The organism is Nocardioides bizhenqiangii, from assembly GCF_034661235.1.
Taxonomy (GTDB): domain Bacteria; phylum Actinomycetota; class Actinomycetes; order Propionibacteriales; family Nocardioidaceae; genus Nocardioides; species Nocardioides bizhenqiangii.
In genome coordinates this window covers 3,017,521-3,039,924 of sequence record NZ_CP141059.1, presented here as the reverse complement: position 1 = coordinate 3,039,924, position 22,404 = coordinate 3,017,521, and the positions used below count along the sequence as shown (strand labels likewise).

General features: G+C 70.8%; 22 protein-coding genes and 1 tRNA gene. 13 read left to right on the top strand and 10 right to left on the bottom strand.

The genetic code is table 11. The annotated features are described in order from the left end of the window. Positions 1-3: 3 nt before the first annotated feature. Complete coding sequence (locus tag SHK19_RS14785; protein WP_141013945.1) at positions 4-258, bottom strand: WhiB family transcriptional regulator; 255 nt, start codon at positions 256-258, stop codon at positions 4-6. 245 nt (positions 259-503) lie between these two features. Here SHK19_RS14785 and SHK19_RS14780 point away from each other — a divergent pair, with 245 nt between their 5' ends. Beyond that, positions 504-887 carry a hypothetical protein gene (locus SHK19_RS14780; RefSeq protein ID WP_322936681.1) on the top strand — a complete coding sequence of 128 codons (384 nt, stop codon included), beginning with the start codon at positions 504-506 and terminating at the stop codon, positions 885-887. Positions 888-909: 22 nt separating this feature from the next. Here SHK19_RS14780 and SHK19_RS14775 read toward each other — a convergent pair whose 3' ends face one another. Genes SHK19_RS14775 through sodN form a run of 3 tightly spaced genes read right to left on the bottom strand, consistent with a single transcriptional unit; the run spans position 910 to position 2,538 of the window. After that, positions 910-1,719, bottom strand: coding sequence for an RNA polymerase sigma factor SigF (locus SHK19_RS14775; RefSeq protein ID WP_322936680.1), 810 nt, complete (start codon positions 1,717-1,719; stop codon positions 910-912). A 1-nt stretch (position 1,720) separates the two neighbouring features. Next, positions 1,721-2,140 (bottom strand): ATP-binding protein, encoded by a 420-nt coding sequence (locus SHK19_RS14770; protein WP_322936679.1) that lies wholly within the window; start codon positions 2,138-2,140, stop codon positions 1,721-1,723. Beyond that, entirely contained in the window at positions 2,137-2,538 is a 402-nt protein-coding gene (gene sodN / locus SHK19_RS14765) for a superoxide dismutase, Ni (protein ID WP_322936678.1), read from the bottom strand. The genes SHK19_RS14770 and sodN overlap by 4 nt, the downstream gene beginning before the upstream one ends. A 218-nt stretch (positions 2,539-2,756) precedes the next feature. On the opposite strand from sodN, the gene SHK19_RS14760 reads away from it, so the two are divergent. From SHK19_RS14760 to SHK19_RS14745, 4 genes are all read left to right on the top strand, one after another. Then, entirely contained in the window at positions 2,757-3,110 is a 354-nt protein-coding gene (locus SHK19_RS14760; protein ID WP_322936677.1) for a S24 family peptidase, read from the top strand. Between the two features lie 147 nt (positions 3,111-3,257). Beyond that, positions 3,258-4,373 carry an NAD(P)-dependent malic enzyme gene (locus SHK19_RS14755; protein ID WP_322938699.1) on the top strand — a complete coding sequence of 372 codons (1,116 nt, stop codon included), beginning with the start codon at positions 3,258-3,260 and terminating at the stop codon, positions 4,371-4,373. A 69-nt stretch (positions 4,374-4,442) separates the two neighbouring features. Then, on the top strand, positions 4,443-5,411 hold the full coding sequence (locus SHK19_RS14750) for a zinc-binding dehydrogenase (protein WP_322936676.1): 969 nt from the start codon (positions 4,443-4,445) through the stop codon (positions 5,409-5,411). Positions 5,412-5,641: 230 nt separating this feature from the next. Then, positions 5,642-7,138, top strand: a complete 1,497-nt coding sequence (locus SHK19_RS14745; protein WP_322936675.1) for an MDR family MFS transporter — start codon at positions 5,642-5,644, stop codon at positions 7,136-7,138. A 77-nt stretch (positions 7,139-7,215) separates the two neighbouring features. Here SHK19_RS14745 and SHK19_RS14740 read toward each other — a convergent pair whose 3' ends face one another. Continuing rightward, positions 7,216-7,857, bottom strand: a complete 642-nt coding sequence (locus tag SHK19_RS14740; RefSeq protein ID WP_322936674.1) for a TetR family transcriptional regulator — start codon at positions 7,855-7,857, stop codon at positions 7,216-7,218. Between the two features lie 123 nt (positions 7,858-7,980). On the opposite strand from SHK19_RS14740, the gene SHK19_RS14735 reads away from it, so the two are divergent. The 3 genes from SHK19_RS14735 to SHK19_RS14725 all read left to right on the top strand — a co-directional run bounded on the left by SHK19_RS14735 (position 7,981) and on the right by SHK19_RS14725 (position 10,594). Next, positions 7,981-9,069, top strand: a complete 1,089-nt coding sequence (locus SHK19_RS14735; protein WP_322936673.1) for a ferredoxin reductase — start codon at positions 7,981-7,983, stop codon at positions 9,067-9,069. Positions 9,070-9,182: 113 nt separating this feature from the next. Next, entirely contained in the window at positions 9,183-10,334 is a 1,152-nt protein-coding gene (locus tag SHK19_RS14730) for a fatty acid desaturase family protein (protein WP_322936672.1), read from the top strand. A gap of 23 nt (positions 10,335-10,357) precedes the next feature. Then, complete coding sequence (locus SHK19_RS14725; protein WP_322936671.1) at positions 10,358-10,594, top strand: hypothetical protein; 237 nt, start codon at positions 10,358-10,360, stop codon at positions 10,592-10,594. Here the strand turns inward: SHK19_RS14725 and ptsP are convergent. Beyond that, complete coding sequence (gene ptsP, locus SHK19_RS14720) at positions 10,591-12,258, bottom strand: phosphoenolpyruvate--protein phosphotransferase (RefSeq protein WP_322936670.1); 1,668 nt, start codon at positions 12,256-12,258, stop codon at positions 10,591-10,593. The genes SHK19_RS14725 and ptsP overlap by 4 nt on opposite strands. Before the next feature lie 168 nt (positions 12,259-12,426). Here ptsP and SHK19_RS14715 point away from each other — a divergent pair, with 168 nt between their 5' ends. From SHK19_RS14715 to SHK19_RS14705, 3 genes are read left to right on the top strand one after another with little or no spacing between them, the layout of a single operon-like run. Next, positions 12,427-13,416, top strand: coding sequence for a 1-phosphofructokinase family hexose kinase (locus SHK19_RS14715; protein WP_322936669.1), 990 nt, complete (start codon positions 12,427-12,429; stop codon positions 13,414-13,416). After that, positions 13,404-15,443: a PTS fructose transporter subunit IIABC gene (locus tag SHK19_RS14710; protein WP_322936668.1), complete on the top strand. Its 2,040-nt coding sequence runs from the start codon at positions 13,404-13,406 to the stop codon at positions 15,441-15,443. Before SHK19_RS14715 ends, SHK19_RS14710 begins: the two co-directional genes overlap by 13 nt. Before the next feature lie 26 nt (positions 15,444-15,469). Continuing rightward, complete coding sequence (locus tag SHK19_RS14705; protein ID WP_322455728.1) at positions 15,470-15,748, top strand: HPr family phosphocarrier protein; 279 nt, start codon at positions 15,470-15,472, stop codon at positions 15,746-15,748. 158 nt (positions 15,749-15,906) lie between these two features. Here the strand turns inward: SHK19_RS14705 and SHK19_RS14700 are convergent, their stop codons facing one another. The 3 genes from SHK19_RS14700 to SHK19_RS14690 all read right to left on the bottom strand — a co-directional run bounded on the left by SHK19_RS14700 (position 15,907) and on the right by SHK19_RS14690 (position 20,514). Then, positions 15,907-16,512, bottom strand: a complete 606-nt coding sequence (locus SHK19_RS14700) for a hypothetical protein (RefSeq protein WP_322936667.1) — start codon at positions 16,510-16,512, stop codon at positions 15,907-15,909. Positions 16,513-16,533: 21 nt separating this feature from the next. After that, positions 16,534-16,710 carry a DUF6104 family protein gene (locus SHK19_RS14695; protein WP_322455726.1) on the bottom strand — a complete coding sequence of 59 codons (177 nt, stop codon included), beginning with the start codon at positions 16,708-16,710 and terminating at the stop codon, positions 16,534-16,536. 120 nt (positions 16,711-16,830) lie between these two features. Beyond that, complete coding sequence (locus tag SHK19_RS14690) at positions 16,831-20,514, bottom strand: multifunctional oxoglutarate decarboxylase/oxoglutarate dehydrogenase thiamine pyrophosphate-binding subunit/dihydrolipoyllysine-residue succinyltransferase subunit (protein WP_405030429.1); 3,684 nt, start codon at positions 20,512-20,514, stop codon at positions 16,831-16,833. A 208-nt stretch (positions 20,515-20,722) separates the two neighbouring features. Here SHK19_RS14690 and SHK19_RS14685 point away from each other — a divergent pair, with 208 nt between their 5' ends. Next, a complete protein-coding gene (locus SHK19_RS14685; RefSeq protein WP_322936665.1) occupies positions 20,723-21,334 on the top strand; it encodes a hypothetical protein in 612 nt (203 codons plus the stop codon). Beyond that, positions 21,334-22,284 carry an LCP family protein gene (locus SHK19_RS14680; protein ID WP_322455723.1) on the top strand — a complete coding sequence of 317 codons (951 nt, stop codon included), beginning with the start codon at positions 21,334-21,336 and terminating at the stop codon, positions 22,282-22,284. The genes SHK19_RS14685 and SHK19_RS14680 overlap by 1 nt, the downstream gene beginning before the upstream one ends. A 24-nt stretch (positions 22,285-22,308) precedes the next feature. Here SHK19_RS14680 and SHK19_RS14675 read toward each other — a convergent pair. Continuing rightward, a tRNA-Arg gene (locus tag SHK19_RS14675) sits at positions 22,309-22,381 on the bottom strand. Positions 22,382-22,404 lie beyond the last annotated feature (23 nt).

The following is a 22,404-nucleotide window of genomic DNA, read 5'->3' as shown; positions in this document are numbered from 1 at the left end:
CGGTCAGACCGACGTGCGGACCCGTGCCCGGGCGTTGCGCCGCTTCAGGGCGCGTCGCTCGTCCTCGCTGAGACCGCCCCAGACGCCGTGGTCCTGTCCCGCCTCGAGCGCCCACGCGAGGCATTGCTCGCGCACGTCGCAGCGTCGGCACACCTGTTTGGCCTCCTCGATCTGGAGGATGGCCGGACCGGTGTTGCCGATCGGGAAGAACAGCTCCGGATCCTCGTCGAGGCATGCGGAACGGTGACGCCAATCCATGGGTGGGGAATCCCTCTTTCCTCGGTGCGTGCAGGCCGTGGCGAAGCTCTGGTGCGCCTTGCGGCCTGCGGGCGCGACAATGACCGCAAAAGTGAACGGTTTCACGATCGCCCTGCAAGGGTTCCAAGGAAACGCCCGCGAATCAAGGGCTAGCGACGGTCTGTTGGGTCACAGTACGGCGCACGGCCGCCGGGCAGCGGTCGCGTCCACCCTCCAGACGCCTCGGGTCGTCTAGGCTCGCGCGGGTGTCCGACCCGCCGCCGCCGTCCGTCGCGCCCCCGCCACTGACGGTGGCCGCGTCCCTGGTGGCCGTCCAGGGGATGGTGCTGGTGGTGCTCGCAGTCGCCGAGATCGCGGACCTGGATGCCGGCCGCCGGGCGATGGGACTGTCGACGGCCGTCTTCTTCGGCGGGTACGGCGCCCTCCTGCTTTTCGCCGGCTGGGGGCTGTGGCGTCGGGCCACCTGGTCGCGGGGTCCGGCGCTGATCACGCAGCTGATCTGGCTCGGCCTGGCGTGGAACATCCGGGAGCACCTGGTGGCCGCGATCGCCGTCGCGGTGGTCGCGCTCGTCGTGCTCGCCGGCGTCCTGCACCGCGACTCCATCGCCGCCCTGTCCGGCGAGGAGTAGCACTCGGAAGGGCCGGGACAGGTCAGTCGTCGGCCTCCAGCGACTCCCGGAGCTGGTCGAGGGTGCGGGTGAGCAACCGCGACACGTGCATCTGGGACACGCCGATCTCCGCGGCGATTTGCGACTGCGTCATGTTCTTGAAGAAGCGCAGCAGCAGGATCTTCTTCTCACGCGGCGGCAGGCTCTCGAGCAACGGCTTGACCGACTCGCGGATCTCGACCTGCTCGAGTGCGTCGTCGTCGATGCCGATCGCGTCGAGCATGCTCTGCCCGCCGCCGCCGTCGTCGGAGTCGTCCGTGGCGTCGAGGGAGAGGGTGGCGTAGGCGTTGCTCGACTCCATGCCCTCGACGATCTCCTCCACCGAGCAGCCGATGGCCTCGGCGATCTCGCGGGGCGTGGGGGAGCGGCCGAGCGACTGGGTGAGCTCCGCGGTCGACGCGCTGATCTGCATCCGCAGCTCCTGGAGCCGGCGCGGGACGCGGATCGCCCACCCCTTGTCGCGGAAGTAACGCTTGATCTCGCCGATGATCGTGGGAGTCGCGTAGGTCGAGAACTCCACGCCGCGATCGGTGTCGAAGCGGTCGACGGACTTGATCAGGCCGATCGTCCCGACCTGCACCAGGTCCTCGAACGGCTCGCCGCGGTTGCGGAACCGGCGCGCGCAGTGCTCGACCAGCGCCAGGTGCAGGTGCACGAGGGCCTCGCGGGCGCCGTCGCGCTCGGCGTCGGAGACGTCGGGGTCGCGGAAGACCGCGAACAGCCGGGCGTTCTCGCGCCTGGTCTCTTCGAGAGCAGCGGATCGGCCACTGTCCCGAGAACCGACCTCCGTCATCTCAGAGTCCGGCTCCGTCGACGGCCGAAGGGTCGAGCGAGGAGTGGACCGAGATGAGGACGGCGTACTGACCGCGCGTCGCCTCGACGCTGGCAGCGCTCGTGAGGGTGGTGAGGACCTGCCAGCCGAAGCTGTCGTAGTCCGGCGCCGCGGGCGACTCCGCCGCGGCGGCGACCTCGAGCCGGAGCTCTCCGGGCTCGAGGCGGAACTTGCAGACCAGGTCCGCGCCGGCGTCGGCCTGGTCGAGCACCATCGCCGTCGCCTCGCTCACGGCGATCCTCAGGTCCTCGATGTCGTCCATCGTGAAGTCGAGGCGCGCCGCGAGGCCGGCGGTGAGGGTGCGGAGCACAGCGGCGTAGGCGCCGTCCGCCGGCAGCCGCAGCTCGACGTCGGATCGGGCGCCCACGCCGCTCGCGATCATGCCTGCTTCGTCTCCCAGAAGATCTTGGCGATCTCGTCGATCTTGGCCAGCAGCTCGTCGGCCTTGCCGGCGTCGAGGGTGCCCTTGGTGCCGGTGGCGCCGGCGAGCTTGGTCGCCTCGTTGACGAGGGTGTGCAGCTCGGGGTACTTCTCGAAGTGCGGGGGCTTGAAGTAGTCGGTCCACAGCACCCACAGGTGGTGCTTCACGAGCTCGGAGCGCTGCTCCTTGATGAGGATCGCGCGGGTGCGGAAGTCCGGGTCGTCGTTGTCGAGCGCCTTCTGGATGATGGCCTTGACCGACTCCGCCTCGATCCTGGCCTGGGCCGGGTCATAGACGCCGCAGGGCAGGTCGCAGTGGGCGGACACCTCGATGGTGGGGGCGAAGAGACGCGAGAGCATGCGGGTCCTTCCTCGTGTTCATGGGTGTAGGAGGGCGATACCCCTCGGCTGGGAGACTACTCGGCGTGACCAGGGCGCGACTCCACGCCCCGCGCCTGCTGCGCGGCGTTTCCGACTCGACCTGGCGGCGTTGGCGTCGCTCGAAGGGCGGACGAGCACGTCGTCGCTCCGCCGCCTTGCCAGATCGGCCGGAAACACCGCTCGCGACGGCGCCGGACATGGAGTCCCACCCTGCCAGCCGGAACGACGGGCGTACGGCCGGCCGGCGGTCCGTCGTACCGCTCGGTCTGGCGGTCGTGCGGGGGGCGTCGATGCGGCCGACGCTGGCGCCGGGGGACCGGCTGCTGGTGCGCTACCGGAGAACGCCGCGACCGGGGCAGGTCGTGGTCGGTCGGTTCGCCGACGGGACGGTGGCGGTGAAGCGGGCCGTCGAGCAACGACCCGGCGGCTGGTGGCTGCTGTCGGACAACACCGCCGACGGCGTGGACTCACGACACCGGGGCGTCGTGCCCGGGGACGACGTGATCGGCGTCGTCCTGGCCCGGTTGTGGCCGCGCCCGCGACGCCTGTGAGCCCGGTCACCGCGGTGTGCCCGGCCGCGGCACTTCGGAGCGGGCGCGCCCTCTGCTGTGGGAGAATCGATCCTCGTGGCCGCCGACGTCCCTCCTTTCGACCCGCGCGCGGGTGAGCCGGTCTTCGACCTGCACCGCGGCGGCAAGATGGAGATCACCGCGACGGTGGGTCTCAGCAACAAGGCGGACCTCTCGCTGGCCTACACCCCGGGCGTCGCCGAGGTCTGCGAGGCGATCGCGGCCGACCCGGCACTGACCCGGCACTACACGTGGGTGCCCAACACGGTCGCCATCGTCACCGACGGCACCGCGGTGCTCGGCCTGGGCGACATCGGCCCGGCCGCAGCGATGCCGGTGATGGAGGGCAAGGCCGTCCTCTTCAAGCAGTTCGGCGGGGTCGACGGCATCCCGATCTGCCTCGCGACGACCGACGTCGAGGAGATCATCGAGACCGTCGTGCGGCTCGCGCCGAGCTTCGGCGGCATCAACCTCGAGGACATCTCGGCCCCGCGTTGCTTCGAGATCGAGGACCGCCTCAAGGAGCGGCTCGACATCCCGGTGTTCCACGACGACCAGCACGGCACCGCCGTGGTCACCCTGGCCGCCCTCACCAACGCCCTCACGCTCACCCACGGCAGGCCCGAGTCGACGCGCGTCGTGATCTCGGGCGCGGGCGCCGCCGGCGTCGCGATCGCGAAGATCCTGCTCGAGGCCGGCGTCCAGGACGTCGTCGTCACCGACCGCAAGGGTGTGGTCAGCTCGGACCGCCACGACCTCACCCCTTCCAAGAAGGCGCTCGCCGAGCTCACCGCCGACCGGAGCGGTCGCAGCGGGACGCTCGCCGACGCGTTCGCGGGAGCGGACGTCTACGTCGGTGTCTCCGGCGGGACGGTTCCGGAGGAGGTCGTCGCGACGATGGCCGACGACGCGATCATCTTCGCGATGGCCAACCCCAACCCGGAGGTCCACCCCGACGTCGCCCATCGCCACGCCCGGGTCGTCGCGACCGGCCGATCTGACTTCCCCAACCAGATCAACAACGTGCTGGCCTTCCCCGGCATCTTCCGCGGCGCGTTCGACGTCCACGCCTCGGCGATCACCGAGGGCATGAAGGTCGCGGCCGCCCAGGCCCTCGCCGAGCTCGTGGGCGACGACCTCACCGAGGAGATGGTGATCCCTTCTCCCTTCGACCCACGGGTGGGACCGGCCGTCGCGGCCGCGGTCGCCGCGGCTGCGCGGCGCGACGGGGTCGCACGCGCCTGACCCACGCACGCCGAGCTTGTCGAGGCGCCTCGACAAGCTCGGCGAGCGTGGCCCGATAGCGTTCCCCGCATGTTCGCCGTCACCGCCCAGTCCTTCAGCACCGACGACCCGCTGTCCGGCCTGGTCCTGGGCGAGCGGCCGGACCCCGAGGTGCCCGACGGGTGGACGACGGTCACCGTGAAGGCGGCGTCGCTCAACCACCACGACCTCTGGTCGCTGCGCGGTGTGGGACTCAAGGAGGACGCGCTGCCGATGATCCTCGGCTGCGACGCCGCCGGCCATGACGAGGACGGGAACGAGGTCGTCGTCCACGCGGTCGTGAGCAGCCCGGACTGGACCGGTGACGAGACGCTCGACCCGCGGCGGTCCCTCCTGTCCGAGCGGTACCAGGGCACGTTCGCCGAGCGGGTCGCCGTCCCGCGCCGCAACGTCGTGCCCAAACCGCCGTCGCTGTCGTTCGAGGAGGCAGCCTGCCTCCCGACCGCCTGGCTGACCGCCTACCGGATGTTGTTCACGCAGGGTGGCCTCAAGGCGGGCGACACCGTCCTCGTCCAGGGCGCCGGCGGCGGCGTCGCGACCGCCCTGATCTCGCTGGCCCGGGCCGGTGGGTTGCGGGTGCTGGCGACCAGCCGCGACGAGTCGAAGCGCGCCAAGGCGCTCGAGCTCGGCGCCCACGACGTGTTCGAGTCCGGCGAGCGGCTGCCGGCCAAGGTCGACGCCGTGATGGAGACCGTGGGCCGCGCGACCTGGGCCCACTCGATCAGGTCGCTGCGCCCCGGCGGCAGGATCGTCATCTCCGGCACCACCTCAGGACCGAAGCTCGACGACGCGATGCTCACCAACATCTTCTTCCTCCAGCTCAGCGTCATCGGCTCGACCATGGGCACCCGCGACGAGCTGGCTGCCCTTGCCACCATGCTCGACGCGACCGGCGTGCGACCGCTGCTCGACCGGACCCTGCCGATGCAGGAGGCCCGCGACGGGTTCGCCGCTCTCGCCGACGGCGACGTGTTCGGCAAGATCGTCTTCACCCTCTGACCCGGCTCCGCTGAGGCCTGCGTCACCCCGCCCTTGGGGAGAGCAAGAAATGCTTGGCGCGCTGTCGGTGCCGTCGGGAAGCATGGCGCCTGCAAGCGCGTTGCGGCACGAACGATGAGAAATCGTGTGCCGAGGTGTCGAAATGGGCGTCGCCCGTTCGTGGACTCCATGAACGGCGGGCCCGGCACCGACGCTGGCTCCCGCACCCCCGACTTAGACAGGACACCGAGATGACTGTGCCCACCGAGGCAGGAGGCCTCACCCCGGAGGAGTGCCCGGAAGCCGAGGTCGCCGAGTTCGAGCAGGAGTTCGCCGGCACTCCCGGAAAGACGCCGCTCGTGATCAAGCTGCTCGTGGCAGCGACGTTCGTCGTGATCCTCAACGAGACGATCATGATCAACGCGATCCCGACGCTGATGGCCGACTTCGACATCACGCCGCGGAGCGCCCAGTGGCTGTCGACCGTGTTCATGCTGACGATGGCGGCGGTGATCCCGCTGACGGGCTGGTTCCTCCAGCGCGTCAGCACCCGCACGGCGTACGCCGTCGCGATGGCGACGTTCTGCGCCGGCACCGCGCTCGCCGCGGTCGCGCCGACGTTCGAGGTGCTGCTGGCCGGCCGCGTGATCCAGGCCGGCGGCACCGCGGTGATGATGCCGCTGCTGATGACCACCCTGATGACCGTCGTGCCCGAGTCCGACCGTGGCCGGGTGATGGGCCAGGTCACCCTGGCCATCTCGTGCGCCCCGGCGCTCGGCCCGGCCGTCTCCGGTGTCATCCTCGAGCTCGGCTCGTGGCGGCTGATCTTCGTGTTCGTGCTCCCGGTCGCCGCTCTCGTCGCCCTGGCCGGCATGCGCCAGCTGGAGGACATCGGCGAGCCGCAGGTCAGCTCGGTGAGCTGGCTCAGCGTGCTGCTGGCCGCCGGCGGTTTCGCGACGCTGGTCTACGGCCTCAGCGAGATCGGCCACGGCTCCACCGGGTCGGTGACCACCTTCATCGTCGCCGGCGCCCTGCTGGTCGGCGCGTTCGTGCTCTACCAGCTGCGGCTGCAGCGCACCGACGTGCCGCTGCTCGACCTGCGCACGCTCAAGCACCGGACCTACGCGGTCTCCCTGCTGCTGATGTCGGCCGCCTTCATGGCCTTCCTCGGCTCGATGATCCTGCTGCCGCTGTACCTGCAGAACCTGCGCGGTCTCACCGAGCTCCAGACGGGTCTGTTGGTCATGCCGGGTGGTCTCGCGATGGGTCTGCTGGGTCCCCAGGTCGGCAAGGTCTACGACCGGTTCGGCTCACGACCCTTGGTGATCCCCGGCTCGATCGGCATGGTCGTCGCGCTGGCCGCGCTGAGCCGGATCGGAGCGGACACTCCGTACTGGATGATCCTCGGCGTCCACGTCGTCCTGATGGCCTGCCTGGCCGCGATCTTCACGCCGGTGTTCACGCTCGGTCTCGGTGACCTGCCGCCGCAGCTCTACTCCCACGGCAGCTCGCTGCTCGGGACGCTGCAGCAGGTCGCCGGCGCCGTCGGCACCGCGGTGCTGGTGGTCGTCATGGAGAACCGGTCCGAGTCGCTGGCCGCGTCCGGATCGACCCAGGGAGAGGCGTTCGTCGGCGGGCTGCAGTGGGCGTTCGTCGTCGGAGCCGTCATCGGGGTCGCGGTGATCGTGCTCTCGCTGCTGCTGCCTGCGAAGGTCGAGGCACCGGAGGGCGCTCCGGTCGCGCACTGACCCGGCGCGTCTGTGCGCCGACCCGGCGCGTCTGTACGCCGACCCGGCTCGTTCAAACGAGCCGGGTCGGCGTCATTTCAGCGCGAGGAGTCCCAGCTCAACGCGCCGATCAGCACGATGCGGAGCTGGCGACGAGCGGTGGTCTGGGTCCGTCGTACGACGTCCGGCCGCCCGCCCGCGAGCGCGAGCTCCTCGGCGTGGAACAGCATCGCGTTGACCAGGAGGTTGGCGAGGATCCGCAGGTCCTCGCCGGACCATCGGCCGGCGCCCGGCACCTGGGCGATGTCCGTGGCCAGCTCCCGCTCGATCAGCTCGAGCTGGTGACGGACGGCCTCCCGCACCGGCTTCGGTCCGGCCAGCCGTTCCCGGGCGATGAAGCGGTAGTGGCGCTCGGCATTCGGCACGTGCGTGACCAGGGCGTCGACGGAGTTGTCGACGATGGCCAGGAAGAGGGCCCGGTCGGTGGCCGGCGGAGCGTCGAACGTCCGCGCGTCCTTGAGGAGGGCGCGCAGTGACGAGAACGACTCGTCGACGAGCTCCAGCCCGAGGTGGTCGATCGAGTCGAAGTGGCGGTAGAACGCCGTCGGTACGATGCCGACCTCCTTCGCGACCTGACGCAGCGAGAGGGCGGCGAGCGGCTGCGTCTCACACAGCTCGAGCGCGGCGTCGAGGATCGCCCGGCGGGTGCGTTCCTTGCGCTCGACGCGGGTCTCGGTCACCCATCCATTCTACCGTGAGTGGACATGTGTGCACCCTCACGTGCCGAGGTCCTTGCGTACGCGCCTGCCGGTCCGGCAATCTCGTCGGTGTACATACGTACACCGAAACTTCGGAGGAACCCGATGAGCATCGTCGCCGACGCGACCACCCGGGTCTTGCGCTCCCGTGTGGCCGCCGCGCTGGCCACCCCGCACGGGGTGGACCGCTATCTCGAGCTGGTCAACCCGATGTGGGCCGCCAACGAGGTCCGCGCCCGGATCGTCGACATCACCCGTGAGGTCGACGTCCCCGGCCACCCGCCGGTCGCCACCCTCACCCTGCAGCCCACCTCCACCTGGCGCGGCCACCGGGCCGGGCAGCACGTCCAGCTCGGCGTCGAGGTCGACGGCGCCCGTCGTACGACGCGCGTCTTCACCGTCTCCAGCCCGGAGTCGAAAGCGGGCGACCGGTTCACGATCACGATGCGGGCCAACCCCGACGGCGTCGTCTCGCGCTACCTCGTGGAGCGGGCCGAGGTCGGCACCATGGTGCACCTGTCCCAGGCACAGGGGGAGTTCGTGCTCCCCGACCAGGTGCCCGACCACATCGCGTTCGTCTCCGGCGGATCCGGCATCACACCGGTGATGTCGATGCTGCGCTCCTTGCAGCGTCGCACCCACCGGGGGCGGATCACCTTCCTGCACTATGCGCAGAGCCCCGCCCACCAGATCTTCGCGGCCGAGCTGGAGGAGATCCGTCGCTCCGGCTACGGCATCGACGTGCATCTCCTCCACCCCGAGCTCGGCGACCCGGCACTGTCGCCGGCGTTCCTCCAGCGCCTGGTGCCCGGGTACCGCGACCTGCCGACCTGGGCCTGCGGACCGGCGCCGTTGATCGAGGCCGTCCAGGCGGCGTACGACGGGTCGGACGCGCTCCGCGTGGAGTACTTCAAGCCGCCGAGGGTCAGCAACGGGAGCGTCGAGGGTGAGATCTCCTTCACGCGGGCCGGCACCACCGCCGCCAACTCCGGCGCCACCCTGCTGGAGCAGGCCGAGGCCGCCGGGCTGAACCCGGCCTTCGGCTGCCGGATGGGCATCTGCTTCTCCTGCACGTCCAACAAGTTGGAAGGCACGGTCCGCAACGTCCTGACCGGCGAGACCTCCTCCCTGCCCGACGAAGACATCCGCATCTGCGTCAGCTCGCCCGAGGGCGACTGCGCTGTGGAGATCTGAGAGCACCCCGAGCATCAGCCGACCCGGCGCAAATTCTGCCCAAGCGAGCGCAGCGAGCCGGATCCGGAATCTGCGCCGTGTCGGCGTAGACCAACCAGGAACAAGGAGCCGATATGAGCCTCACCTTGACGAACGACGCAGGAACCGCCGACCAGGAGCTCAGCCCGACGTACACGCTCACCGCCGAGCAGCTCGACGCGTTCGGTGACGAGCTGGACGCGATCCGCCAGCGCGTGGTGGCCGACCTCGGCGAGGTGGACGCGCAGTACATCCGCAAGGTCGTGAAGTACCAGCGCGGCTTCGAGGTCGCCGGCCGCCTGATGTTCTACGTGCCGCCGCTGTGGCCGGCCGCCGTCGCGTCCCTCTCCGTGTCGAAGATCCTCGACAACATGGAGATCGGCCACAACGTCATGCACGGCCAGTACGACTGGATGGGCGACCCGGGTCTCAACTCGCGCATGTTCGAATGGGACACGATGGCTCCCAGCGAGAACTGGAAGTACGGCCACAACTACATGCACCACACCTACACCAACATCGTCGGCAAGGACCGCGACGTCGGCTACGGCATCCTCCGGATGGACGAGGACCAGGAGTGGCGGCCCTACTACCTCGGCAACCCGCTCTACGCGTTCCTGCTGATGACCTTCTTCGAGTGGGGCGTGGCCCTGCACGACCTGGAGACCGAGGAGCTCATCGCCGGCCGCCGTACCTGGGCGGAGAACCGCGAGATCGCCGGACGCATCTGGCGCAAGGTGCGCAAGCAGGTGGCCAAGGACTACATCGTCTTCCCGCTGCTGACCGGCCCGTTCTTCCTCTCGACCCTGGCCGGCAACGCCGTCGCCAACCTGATCCGCAACGTCTGGACGTTCAACATCATCTTCTGCGGCCACTTCCCGGCCGGCGTCGCGACGTTCACCGTCGAGGAGACCGAGAACGAGTCGCGCGGCGGCTGGTACTACCGCCAACTGCTGGGTTCGGCCAACATCACCGGCAGCAAGCTGATGCACGTGATGAGCGGCAACCTGAGCCACCAGATCGAGCACCACCTGTTCCCGGACATCCCGGCGCGCCGCTACCCGGAGCTGTCCGTCGAGGTCCAGGAGATCTGCGAGCGCTACGGCCTGCCGTACAACACCGGCCCGCTGCACCGCCAGCTCGGCAGCGTCTTCAAGAAGATCTGCCGGATGGCGCTCCCGGACCGCAAGCCGTCGACCGCGCCGGACCCGGCCGGCGATGTGACCGACAACCCGTTGGCGGCATGACCCGGAGACGGCAGACTGATCGCATGAGCTCCGAGGGTCAGGACCACCTGAGCAAGGCCGAGATCGGCAAGGACGCGGTCCAGTCGGGCGCCGAGGCGGCGATCGGCACGGTCGCCGAGGTCGCGACCATCGTCACCGGGGCGGTCAAGGACATCGCGGGGGCGCTCGGTGGGCTGGCGACCGAGCTCTTCGAGATCCGGGAAGCCTCCCGGCGGGCGATGGACCAGCACGGCGACGAGCCCGGGACGCCGGGGAGCTAGGGCAACAGGACGCGGGCGGCCTCACGTGCGCTGGCAGGGTCCTCCGCCGCGAGTGCCGCCTCCGCCATCTCCTCGCACCGCCCGAGGGTCACGCCGCCGACCCGGGCTCCGACCGGGCGGACGGCCGCGGCCGCCATCGACAGCGACGTGATGCCCAGGCCGACGAGCACGCAGGCCAGTAGCGGGTCGGCCGCCGCCTCGCCGCAGACGCCGACCGGCTTGTCGGCACGACGGCCGGCCTCGGCCGCGATCGCCACCAGCTGCAGCACGGCCGGCTGCCACGGGTCGGTCAGGTGGGCGAGGTCGGAGGCCATCCGGTCGGCCGCCATCGTGTACTGCGTCAGGTCGTTGGTGCCGATGGAGAGGAAGTCGACCTCCTCGAGGACCTTGTGCGCCAGGAGGGCCGCGCTCGGGACCTCGACCATCACCCCGGCCTTGAGACCGCGCTCGTGGACCGCGACCCCGAAGTCGCGGGCCTCGGCGACGGTGGCCACCATCGGCGCCATCACCCAGCACTCCGTGCCGGTGCGCTCGGCTGCGATCGCGATCGCGTCGAGCTGACGGTGCAGCAGGCCGGGATCGGCGAAGGCGAGCCGTAGCCCGCGCACGCCCAGGGCGGGGTTCTCCTCGTCCGGGTGCGACGCGAAGGCGACCGGCTTGTCGGACCCGGCGTCCAGCGTGCGGACCACGACGTGGCGGCCGTCGCCGGCGTACGGCTCCAGGACGTCGGCGTAGATCGCGGCCTGTTCGTCCACGCTCGGCTCGGTCTCCCGGTCGAGGAAGCTCAGCTCGGTGCGGAACAGTCCGATCCCGGTCACCGGCTCGCTCGTCGCCGCCCGCGCCGACGCCGCGTCGGCGACGTTGGCCAGCAGCTTGACCGGACGACCGTCCGCGGTGCGGCCGGGGCCCGACCACGACGCGAGCGCGGCCCGTTCGGCGCGGTCGGCGGCCACCAGCGCTTCGGCCTCGGCGTGGTCGGGGTCGGCCTGGACCGTGCCGGTCTGTCCGTCCACGAGGGCGGTGCGCCCGTCGAGCTCGGCGATCGCACCGGCAGCGCCCACGACGCAGGGGATGCCGAGCTGGCGGGCGATGATGGCGGTGTGGCTGGTCGGCCCGCCACGCTCGGTCACGATCGCCACGACCAGCGAGGGGTCGAGGCCGGCCGTGTCGGCCGGCGCCAGGTCGCCGGCCACCAGGACCGACGGAGTCGTCGGGACGGGTACGCCGGGCTCGGGCTCCCCGACGAGGCGGGCCAGGACGCGGGCGTGGATGTCGCGCAGGTCGGTCACCCGCTCGGCCATCAGGCCGCCCATCCCGGCGAAGACGGTCACGAACTGCTCGACGGCGGCGTCGAGCGCCGGCAACAGCTGCTGGCCGGCGTTGAGGTTCTTGCGGACGGCGGCGCGCATGCCCCGGTCGGTCGCGAGGCCGGCGCTGGCGGTCAGCACCTCGGCGGTCGCGCCGGTGGCGGCAGTGGCCCGCGCGCGAAATCCGTCGGCCACCAGGCCGACCGCGTCGTCGTACGCTGCCAGGGCCGCGGCTGGGTCGGCAGGGCCGCCGCCGAAGGCCTCGACGGCCGACGTGGAGACGTCGGCGCTGGCGACGAGGACGGGGCCGAACGCGAGGCCCGGGACCACCGGCGTGCCCTGGATCGAGGTGACCATGTTCACAACCTAACCCGCTCAGGGCTTGACAAGCAACACAAACGGGCACTAAACAACAGAAACACAGATTACGAAACCGGAGGTCCACGACGTGCTGCTGACGAACGGCGAGATCGACGACGCGCGGCGCCAGGATCCGGCCGCCGCCGCGGTCGAGGTCGTGGTCGCGTGATCCTCACCGTCACCCCCAACCCGAGCATCGACCGCACGGTGATGCTCCCGGCGACCCTCCGCCGCGGCGCTGTGCACCGCGCCGACGCCGTCCTGTTCCAGCCGGGCGGCAAGGGCGTCAACATCTCCCGCGCATGCGTCGCTGCGGGCGTGCCCACGATCGCCGTGCTCCCCGTCGCCGCCGACGACAGCTTCGTCGCCGAGCTCGGACAGATGGGGGTGCAGGTGCGGCCGGCACCGCCGACCGGACCGATGCGCATCAACCTCACCATCACCGAGCCCGACGGCACGACGACCAAGATCAACACCGCCGGCGCGAGCGTCGAGCAGCACGACCTCGCGCGGCTCGCCGAGATCGTCCTCGGAGTGGCCGCCGAGACCCGGCCCGGCTGGGTCGTGCTCGCCGGGTCCCTCCCGCCCGGCGCACCGGCCGACTGGTACGCCGGCGTCGGGGCCGCGCTGCACGCCGACGGGCACCGGTTCGCGGTCGACACCAGCGACGCCCCGCTGGCCGCGCTGCTGGACGGCAATGTCGTCCCTGACCTGATCAAGCCCAACGCCGAGGAGCTCGCGTCCGTCACCGCTGGTGACCCGGCCGCGTTCGAGACGGACCCGGCGGCGGCCGCCGCCGCGGCGGCGACGCTGGCCGGTCGGCTCGCGGGCACGGTGCTGGCCACGCTCGGGGCGGCCGGAGCGGTCCTCGTCGACGCGGACGGCGCATGGCACGCGACCCCTCCGCCCACCACCGTCGTCAGCACCGTCGGTGCCGGCGACGCGAGCCTCTTCGGCTACCTGCTCGCCGACCTCCGCGGCGCAGCCGCCCCCGAGCGGCTCGCCTCGGCCGTGGCGTACGGCGCCGCCGCCGCCGGCCTTCCCGGCACCACGCCGCCGGCTCCCACCGATGTCCGGACCGCCGACGTCCGGGTCAGCCAGCTCGACATCCCGCCGAGCCCCCTCACCGAAGGAACCCCCTCATGGCAGAACTGATGACACCGCAACTGGTCCGTCTCGACGCAGACCTCGGCGGTGCCAAGGAGGACGTGATCGCCGCACTCGCGGCCGTGGTCACCGAGGCCGGCCGCGCCGACGACGTCGCCGTGCTCGAGCGCGACCTGCTCGCCCGCGAGGCGAAGGCCGTCACCGGCATGAAGGACGGCATCGCGATCCCGCACTGCCGAACCGAAGCCGTGTCGGTCCCGACCGTCGCCTTCGCCCGGCTCGCGCCACCCGTCGACTTCGGCGCCAAGGACGGCCCGGCCGAGCTGATCTTCCTCATCGCCGCACCCGAGGGCGGTGGCAACACCCACCTGCAGATCCTCACCAAGCTGGCCCGAGCGCTGGTGAAGCCGGAGTTCACCGACGCCCTGCGCACGGCCGCGACGCCGGAGGACGTCGTCGCGATCGTGGGCGGTGTCGTCGCCGACGCACCTGCCGCCGCCACGGCGCCGGCCGAGAGCAGGCCCGCTGCCCGTTCCGTCCGCCGGCTGGTCGCGGTGACCTCCTGCCCGACCGGCATCGCGCACACCTACATGGCCGCCGAGGCGCTCGAGGCCGCCGCCGGCCGCGCCGGCGTGGAGATCGCCGTCGAGACCCAGGGCTCGGCCGGCGCGAAGCCGCTCGCGCGGGCGACGATCGACGCGGCCGACGCGGTGATCTTCGCCGCCGACGTGGGCGTGCGCGACCGGGCGCGGTTCGCCGGCAAGCCGGTGGTGACGTCGGGCGTCAAGCGGCCGATCGACGAGGGTGACGCCATGATCGCCGAGGCGCTCCGCTACGCCGACGACCCCAACCCGCCGCGCGTCGAGGGCGGCGGCGCCGACGCTGACAGCAGTACGGCGACCGCCGGCGAGTCGTGGGGCGGCCGGGTCCGGCGCATCCTGATGACCGGCGTGTCCTACATGATCCCGTTCGTCGCCGCCGGGGGCCTGCTGATCGCGCTCGGGTTCCTGCTCGCCGGCTACGAGATCACCGGACCGGGGGGCGAGATCGTCTCCAACAACACGTTCTTCGACCTGCCCGACCCGGATGCGTCGGGTCTGCCGCACGCGCTGCTCGACAGCGGGTTCCTCGCCTACCTCGGTGCGATCTTCTTCGTGCTCGGGGCCACCGCGTTCAAGTTCCTGGTGCCCGCGCTGGCCGGCTACATCGCGTACGCGATCGCCGACCGACCCGGCATCGCGCCCGGGTTCGTGATGGGGGCGCTCGCCGTCGACCTCGGCGGCTTCGGCCTTGCGCAGAGTGGATTCCTCGGGGGCATCGTCGGCGGCATCCTCGCCGGTGTCGTTGCGCTGTGGGTGACCCGCTGGAAGGTCGCCACCTGGGCGCGCGGCCTGATGCCGGTCCTGGTCATCCCCCTCCTGGCGACCCTGGTCGCTGGTCTGGTGATGGTCAGCGTCCTTGCTCGGCCGCTCGGCTGGCTGATGGAGCGGCTCAGCGACGGCCTGAACGACATGAGCGGCTCGAACGCGATCATCCTCGGTGTCGTGCTCGGCCTGATGATGGCCTTCGACATGGGCGGACCCCTCAACAAGGTGGCCTACGCCTTCGCAACGACCGGCCTGGCCGCAGCGTCGACGGCAACCGACGCCCCGGAGCTGAGGGTCATGGCCGCGGTGATGCTCGCCGGCATGGTCCCGCCGATCGCACTGGCACTCGCGACCGTGGTGCGCCCCCGTCTCTTCTCGCCGGCCGAGCGGGAGAGCGGCAAGGCCGGGTGGCTGCTCGGTGCGTCCTTCATCACCGAGGGCGCCATCCCGTTCGCCGCGGCCGACCCGGTGCGGGTGATCCCGTCGATCATGCTCGGCAGCGCCGTCACCGGCGGTCTCTCGCAGGCCTTCGACGTCAGCCTCCGGGCACCGCACGGTGGCGTGTTCGTCCTGTTCGCCGTCGACGGCGTGCTCGGCTTCGTCATCGCCCTCGTCGCCGGCGTGCTCGTCGCAGCCGCGAGCGTGATCGCGCTCAAGTCCATCGGCAGCAGCGCACGCGCCGCCGACGCCCAGCCCGTAGCCGCCTGAAGCCAGTCCCCAACGAGAGGAACACCATGCCCACCAAGTCCGTCGTCGTCGGCTCCGCCATCGGCCTCCACGCCCGCCCGGCCGCGATCATCTCCGAGGCCGCGTCGGAGCTCGACTCCGAGGTGCTGATCGGCAACCCGGGCGACGAGCCGGTCGACGCGAGCTCGGCGCTGCTCATCATGACGCTCGGGGCCGGCAACGGCGCCGTCGTCGAGGTCTCGGGTGACAGCGAGGCAGACGTCGCCGCCATCGCCGCGCTCGTCGAGCAGGACCTCGACGCCGAGGACGTCCCCGACCCCGCCTAGGGCACGTCTCCTTATCCCGCGCCTGCTACGCGACGTTTCCGACACGATCTGGCTGCGTTGGCGTCGCTCGATGGGCGGGCAAGCACGACTTCGCTCCGCCGCCTTGCCAGATCGGCCGGCAACGCCGCTCGCGACGCCGCCGGATAAGGAGACGTGCCCTAGGTGCCGGCGGCGGCCGCTCCGTCACCCACGGGGTCCTTCGGCCCGAGGCCGCGCGAGGCCCGCTCGATCGCGGCGCCGACGTCGATGGTCGTCGCCTCCTGCACGTAGGGCTTCGACAGCTCCCTCCTGACGTACTTGGCGATGAACCGCTTGAGCTCGCCCTCGACGCCGGCGGCGAGCTGGACCAGCTGGGCGCGCATGCCCTGGGCCTGCAGCTGCACCTGCACCTGCGCAGCAGTCGGCGGCGTGATCTCGAGGACGATCGCCAGGTCGTCGCGAGCCCGCGCCGCGATGGCGAGCGGCACCTCGATGTCGGCGTTGAACCGGTGCTTGTCCACCCCGAGGTCGATCACGAACTCGATCGGCACCGGCAGGCTGACCTGGAAGGACACGGGCTCGTCGCCGACCCGGTGCCCGGTCGCCGTACCGATCCGGCCCTTCGCCGTCACCTTGACCAGGCGACCCGGACCGACGCCCATCGGACCCACGTCGATCGCCCGGCCCGACAGCACGTTCACCCCCCGCAGCACCCGCTCGGCGGTCACCGCCCGGTGGAAGAACTCGACGCCCCAGGTGCGGTAGTCGATCAGCTCCTCGCTCACGGGGGCCAAACCTAGCGTCCGCTAGTCCTCCGGGTCGTCCAGCCGGGCCAGCCAGGTCGCGAACCGCTCGACGGCCGTCTCGAACTCGGGATGGACGTCGGTGAACTCCTGCAGGCGCTCGGCGATCCACGCCAAGGTGACCTCCTCGTCACCCCGGCGCTGCTCGAGCTCCTCGATCCCGCGGTCGGTGAAGTACATGCTTGCTGCCCTGCCTAACTCACTGGGTCTCGACCCGCAGTCGCGAGCTCGCGAGCTCGCTCGCGCGCTCGCTCGACCTGCCTGAGGTCGGCACCGTCCTCGTCCCTCGGACCGTGCCGCTCAGGCAAACGCCTCGGCGATGAGGACCTTGGCCTCCTCGAGGTGGCGCTTCGCCGTGCCGACCGCCGTCGTGGACGAGGCCTCCCGGGTGACCGGCTCGACCTCCCGGTCGAGCTGGGGCACCACGTTGAGGTGGTACGACGGCCACGGGCCCTGGTTGAAGGGCTCGTCCTGGACCCACTTGACCTTGGCGTTCGGGTACTTGGCGAGCTCGGCGTTGAGCTCCTCGACCGGCCACGGGTACAGCCGCTCGATGCGGACGATCGCGACGTCCTCACGGCTGCTCTTGGTGCGCTCGACGACCAGGTCCCAGGTGAGCCGCCCCGACACCAGCAGGACCGTGTTGACCTTGTCCGGTTCCACCTTGTCGTCGCCGATCACCGGCCGGAACGAGCCGGAGGTGAAGTCGGCGGGCTGCGACGCGGCCTCCTTGCGCTTGAGCATCGACTTCGGCGTGAAGATGATGAGCGGCTTGTGCTCATCGCCGAGCGAGTGCATCCGCAGCAGGTGGAAGTGCGACGCCGGCGTCGACGGCTGGGCCACCACCATCGCCTCGTCGGCACACAGGGTGAGGAACCGCTCGATGCGCGCCGAGGAGTGGTCGGCACCCTGGCCCTCGTACCCGTGCGGCAGCAGCAGGACCACGCCGGAGTCCTGGCCCCACTTCGTCTTGCCGGCGGAGATGTACTCGTCGATGATCGTCTGGGCGCCGTTGACGAAGTCGCCGAACTGGGCCTCCCAGAGCACCAGCGCCTCGGGCCGGGCGACCGAGTAGCCGTACTCGAACCCGAGAGCGGCGTACTCCGACAGCAGCGAGTCGTAGGCGTGGAACTTCGCCTGGTCCTCGGTGAGGTTCGACAGCGGTGTCCACTCGTCGGCGTTGATCCGGTCGATGATGGTCGCGAACCGCTGGACGAAGGTGCCGCGGCGCGAGTCCTGCCCGGCCAGCCGCACCGGGCGACCGTCCATCAGCAGCGCGCCGAACGCGAGCATCTCGCCGGTGCCCCAGTCGATCGGGCCGTCGGTGATCGCGGCCGCCCGGCGCTGGAGCTGCGGCATCACCTTCGGGTGCACGGTGAAGCCGTCCGGCGGGGACACGTAGGCGTCGGCGATCGCCTTGAGCGTCTCGAACGGCACCGCGGTCTGGGTCTCGCCCGCCGGCTTGTCCGGGTAGTCCGGCACCGTCGTCCACGACGTCGGGGTGGCGTCGGCCTCGCGGACCTCGGTGAAGACGCGCTCCAGCTGGGCCTGGTAGTCGCGGATGACCTGCTCGGCCTCCTCGATCGTGATGTCGCCACGACCGATGAGGGACTCGGTGTAGAGCTTGCGCACAGAGCGCTTCTGCTCGATCAGGTCGTACATCAGCGGCTGCGTGTACGACGGGTCGTCGCCCTCGTTGTGACCGCGGCGGCGGTAGCAGACCAGGTCGATGACGACGTCGCTGTGGAACGCCTGCCGGTACTCGAACGCCAGCCGGGCCACCCGGATGCACGCCTCCGGGTCGTCGCCGTTGACGTGGAAGATCGGCGCCTGCACCATCCGCGCGACGTCGGTGCAGTAGAGGGAGGACCGCGACGAGCCCGGCGACGTCGTGAAGCCCACCTGGTTGTTGATGACCAGGTGCACGGTGCCGCCGGTGCGGTAGCCGCGGAGCTGGGACAGGTTGAGGGTCTCCGCGACGACTCCCTGGCCGGCGAACGCGGCGTCGCCGTGCAGCAGCAGCGGCAGCACGGGGAAGGCCTCGCCCTGGTCGAGGACGTCTTGCTTGGCGCGAGCGATGCCCTCGAGCACCGGGTCGACCGTCTCGAGGTGGCTCGGGTTCGCGGCGACCGACACCTTGATCTTCTCGCCGGTGCCGGCGGAGAACTCGCCCTCGGCGCCGAGGTGGTACTTCACGTCGCCGGAGCCCTGCACCGTGCGCGGGTCGATGTTGCCCTCGAACTCGCGGAAGATCTGGTTGTAGGACTTGCCGACGATGTTGGCCAGCATGTTGAGCCGGCCGCGGTGGGCCATGCCGATCGTGACCTCGTCGAGGCCGGCCTGGGCGGCCGCCTCGCAGATCTCGTCGACGACCGGGACCGTGGTCTCGCCGCCCTCGAGCGAGAACCGCTTCTGGCCGACGAACTTGGTCTGCAGGAACGTCTCGAACGCCTCGGCCTGGTTGAGCTTCTGCAGGATCCGCAGCTGCTCCTCGCGCGGCTCCTTGGTGTGCGGACGCTCGACCCGCTCCTGGATCCAGCGCCGCTGCTCGGGGTCCATGATGTGCATGTACTCGATGCCGGTGGTGCGGCAGTAGGAGTCGCGCAGGATGCCGAGGATGTGGCGCAGCTTCATGAAGCGCCGGCCCGAGCCGCCGAACTCACCGGTGGGGAACTCGCGGTCGAGGTCCCACAGGGTCAGGCCGTGGGACTCGATCCGCAGGTCGGGGTGGCTGCGCTGCTTGTACTCGAGCGGGTCGGTGTCGGCCATCAGGTGGCCGCGCACGCGGTAGGCGTGGATCAGCTCCAGGATCCGGGCCTGCTTGTCGATCTCGTCGTCGTGCGACGTCGCGATGTCGGAGTTCCAGCGGATCGGCTCGTAAGGAATCCGCAGGGAGCGGAAGATGCCGTCGTAGAAGCCGTCCTCGCCGAGCAGCAGCTGGTGGACCCGCTTGAGGAACTCGCCGGACTGCGCCCCCTGGATGACGCGGTGGTCGTAGGTCGAGGTGATCGCCATCACCTTGCTGATGCCGTTGCGCGCGATCGCCTCCTCGGAGGCGCCCTGCCACTCGGCGGGGTACTCCATCGCGCCGACGCCGATGATCGCCGCCTGGCCGGCCATCAGGCGCGGGACCGAGTGGACGGTGCCGAGGCCGCCGACGTTGGTCAGGCTGACCGTCGTGCCGGTGTAGTCCTCCATCGTGAGCTTGTTGTCACGAGCCTTGCGGATCATCGTCTCGTAGGCGGTCCAGAACGCCGCGAAGTCCATGGTCTCGCAGGCCTTGATCGACGGCGCCACGAGCTGGCGGGTGCCGTCCGGCTTCTGCTGGTCGATCGCGAGCCCGAGGTTGATGTGCGCCGGGCTCACCATCGTCGGCTTGCCGTCGGTCTCGGAGTAGGAGTTGTTCATCTCCGGCATCGACTTCAGCGCCTGCACGAGCGCGTAGCCGATGATGTGGGTGAAGGAGACCTTGCCGCCGCGGGCGCGGGCGAGGTGGCTGTTGATGACGATCCGGTTGTCCCACAGCAGCTTCACCGGGACCTGGCGCACCGAGGTGGCGGTCGGCACGGTGAGCGAGACGTCCATGTTCTTCGCGGTCGCGGCGGCGATGCCGCGCAGCACGGTGTGGGTCGGCTCGTCCTTGGCTGCGGCGGGCGTCGGACGCGGCGCGTCCTTGGGAGTCGGCTTGGCGTCGGTCGACGGGGTCGGGGTGGTCTGCGAGGCGGGGCTCACCTGCGGCGCGGGCTTCGCCTTCGCCTTCGCCGCCTGGCGGGTGCCCTCGGACGCGGGCGCCTCCTTCGGAGCCGGCTTCTCGTTGGAAGGCGCCTCCTTCGCCGGCTCCTTCTTCGGGGTGTCCGCCGACTTGGCGGCGGGCGCCGACGCGGACGGCTGACCGTTGCCCCCGGACTTGGACTCGGCGCCCCCGAAGTACTTGGCCCAGGCGGGATCCACGGATGCCGGATCGGCGTCGAACCGTTCCTTCATCTCCTCGACGAGCCACTCGTTGGCTCCAAAGTCCTGCGAGCTGGACTCGCTGCTTGTCGATGGGCCTGTCGATTGCGACACGACGTGCTTCGCCTCTTCCGGTGAGCTGCTGGCGTAGGGTCTGTCCGACCTGGACGAAGACCGGTGTCAAGGCTAGTCCCACGAGGAAGTTTTGTGGCCGCCTGTCCCAGCAGAGGAGTCGCGAGTCGTGCGCAGATTGCCAGGAACACCGACCCGAGCCGCCATCCTGGTGGCGCCGACGGTGTTGGGACTGGTGCTCGGCGTGGCCGGGTGCAGCGGCGACGACGACGATGACCCCGGCGGCGACGGCGAGCAGTCGGCGAGCGGCGCGCCCGCCGAGCCGGGGATCGACACCCGGGTCGAGGTCGGCGAGGTCGTCGGCAGCCTCGGCAAGGTTCCGGCGCGTGACGTCGCCGCGGACGTGGCCGAGGTCGTCGATCGCTGGCTGGACGCGGCGTACGTCGCCGGGGACTACCCGCGCTCGAAGTTCGGTGACGCGTTCCCCGGCTTCACGAAGGATGCCGCCACCCTCGCCGGGCGCCAGCGCGGCCTGATGAGCAACCAGGCGGTCGGCGCCAAGGTCGAGGGCGTCACCGTCACCCGGCGCGTCGTCCGCGTCGACGTCCTCGCCCCGAAGGGCAAGCCCGCGGGAGCGACGGCTCACGTCAACCTCGTGATCGAGCTGGCCGGCGAGGTCGAGCGCACCGACCAGATCCGCGGCCGGGTGGTGCTGACCCCGGCGAAGCGTGGGTGGCAGGTGTTCGGGTTCGACATCGAGCGCTCGGCGGTGAAGGGCTGATGTCGAGGACCGCACAGAACCGGCAGACCAGGCAGACCCGGCAGCCCGGGCGCTGGGGCCGGCTGCTCCGCACCGGCATCCTGGCCGCCGTCCTCGCCGTGGTGGCCTTCGTCGTGCCCAACAGCGGGGTGGCGCCGACGTACTTCTCCCTGGTGAAGTTCGAGCACGCCGAGGGGGTCGACACCGATCCCGACGTGATCTGGATCCTGGCCGTGGGCTCGGACGCCCGGCGGGGTCAGGACCCGCTGCGCAGCCGCGGCGACACGCTGCAGCTGGTCGGCTTGGACACCCGCACCGGGGCGGCGACCACGATCGGGATCCCGCGGGACAGCTGGGTCTCGATCCCCGGGTACGGCTCCAACCGGGTCAACGCCGCCCTCTACTTCGGCGGCCCGCAGCTGCTCGGCGAGACCGTCGCCGGGCTGATCGGCATCGAGCCGGACTATGTCTTCGTGGCGTCGTTCTGGGGTGTCGAGCAGGTCGCCAAGGACATCGGTCCGATCACCGTCGACAACCCCGTCTCGTTCTCCGACCCCTACCTCAAGCCGAAGGGGTTCAAGGCGGGGAAGGTCGTCCTCAGCGGCTACAACGTCGTGTCGTTCGCCCGGATCCGGAAGAACCTCGCCGGCGGCGACTTCGACCGTTCGGCCAACCAGCAGCGGGTGCTCAAGGGCTTCCAGGCCAAGGTGGCCGAGAACGCCGACAAGCCGGGCTGGATCGAGAACGGCGTGCTCTCGGTGATCGACAACGTGCACACCGACCTGGACCCGGCCGAGCTGTTCGCGATCGCCCAGGCGGTCGCCCAGGTCGACCCGAGGAAGATCACCAACTGCGTGGTGCCCGGGGGCATCGGCAACGTCGGCGCCGCCAGCGTGGTCCTCCCCAACACCAGCACCGCGAAGCGCTACGGCGACGACGCGCGCAACGACGCCACCATCAAGCGCTGCTGACGCTCGACGAAATCCATCACAGGGCGCCTCCGGCAGGATTCGAACCTGCGGCACCTGGTACCGGAAACCAGTGCTCTATCCCCTGAGCTACGGAGGCCTGCGCCTGCCCGATGGGCAGAG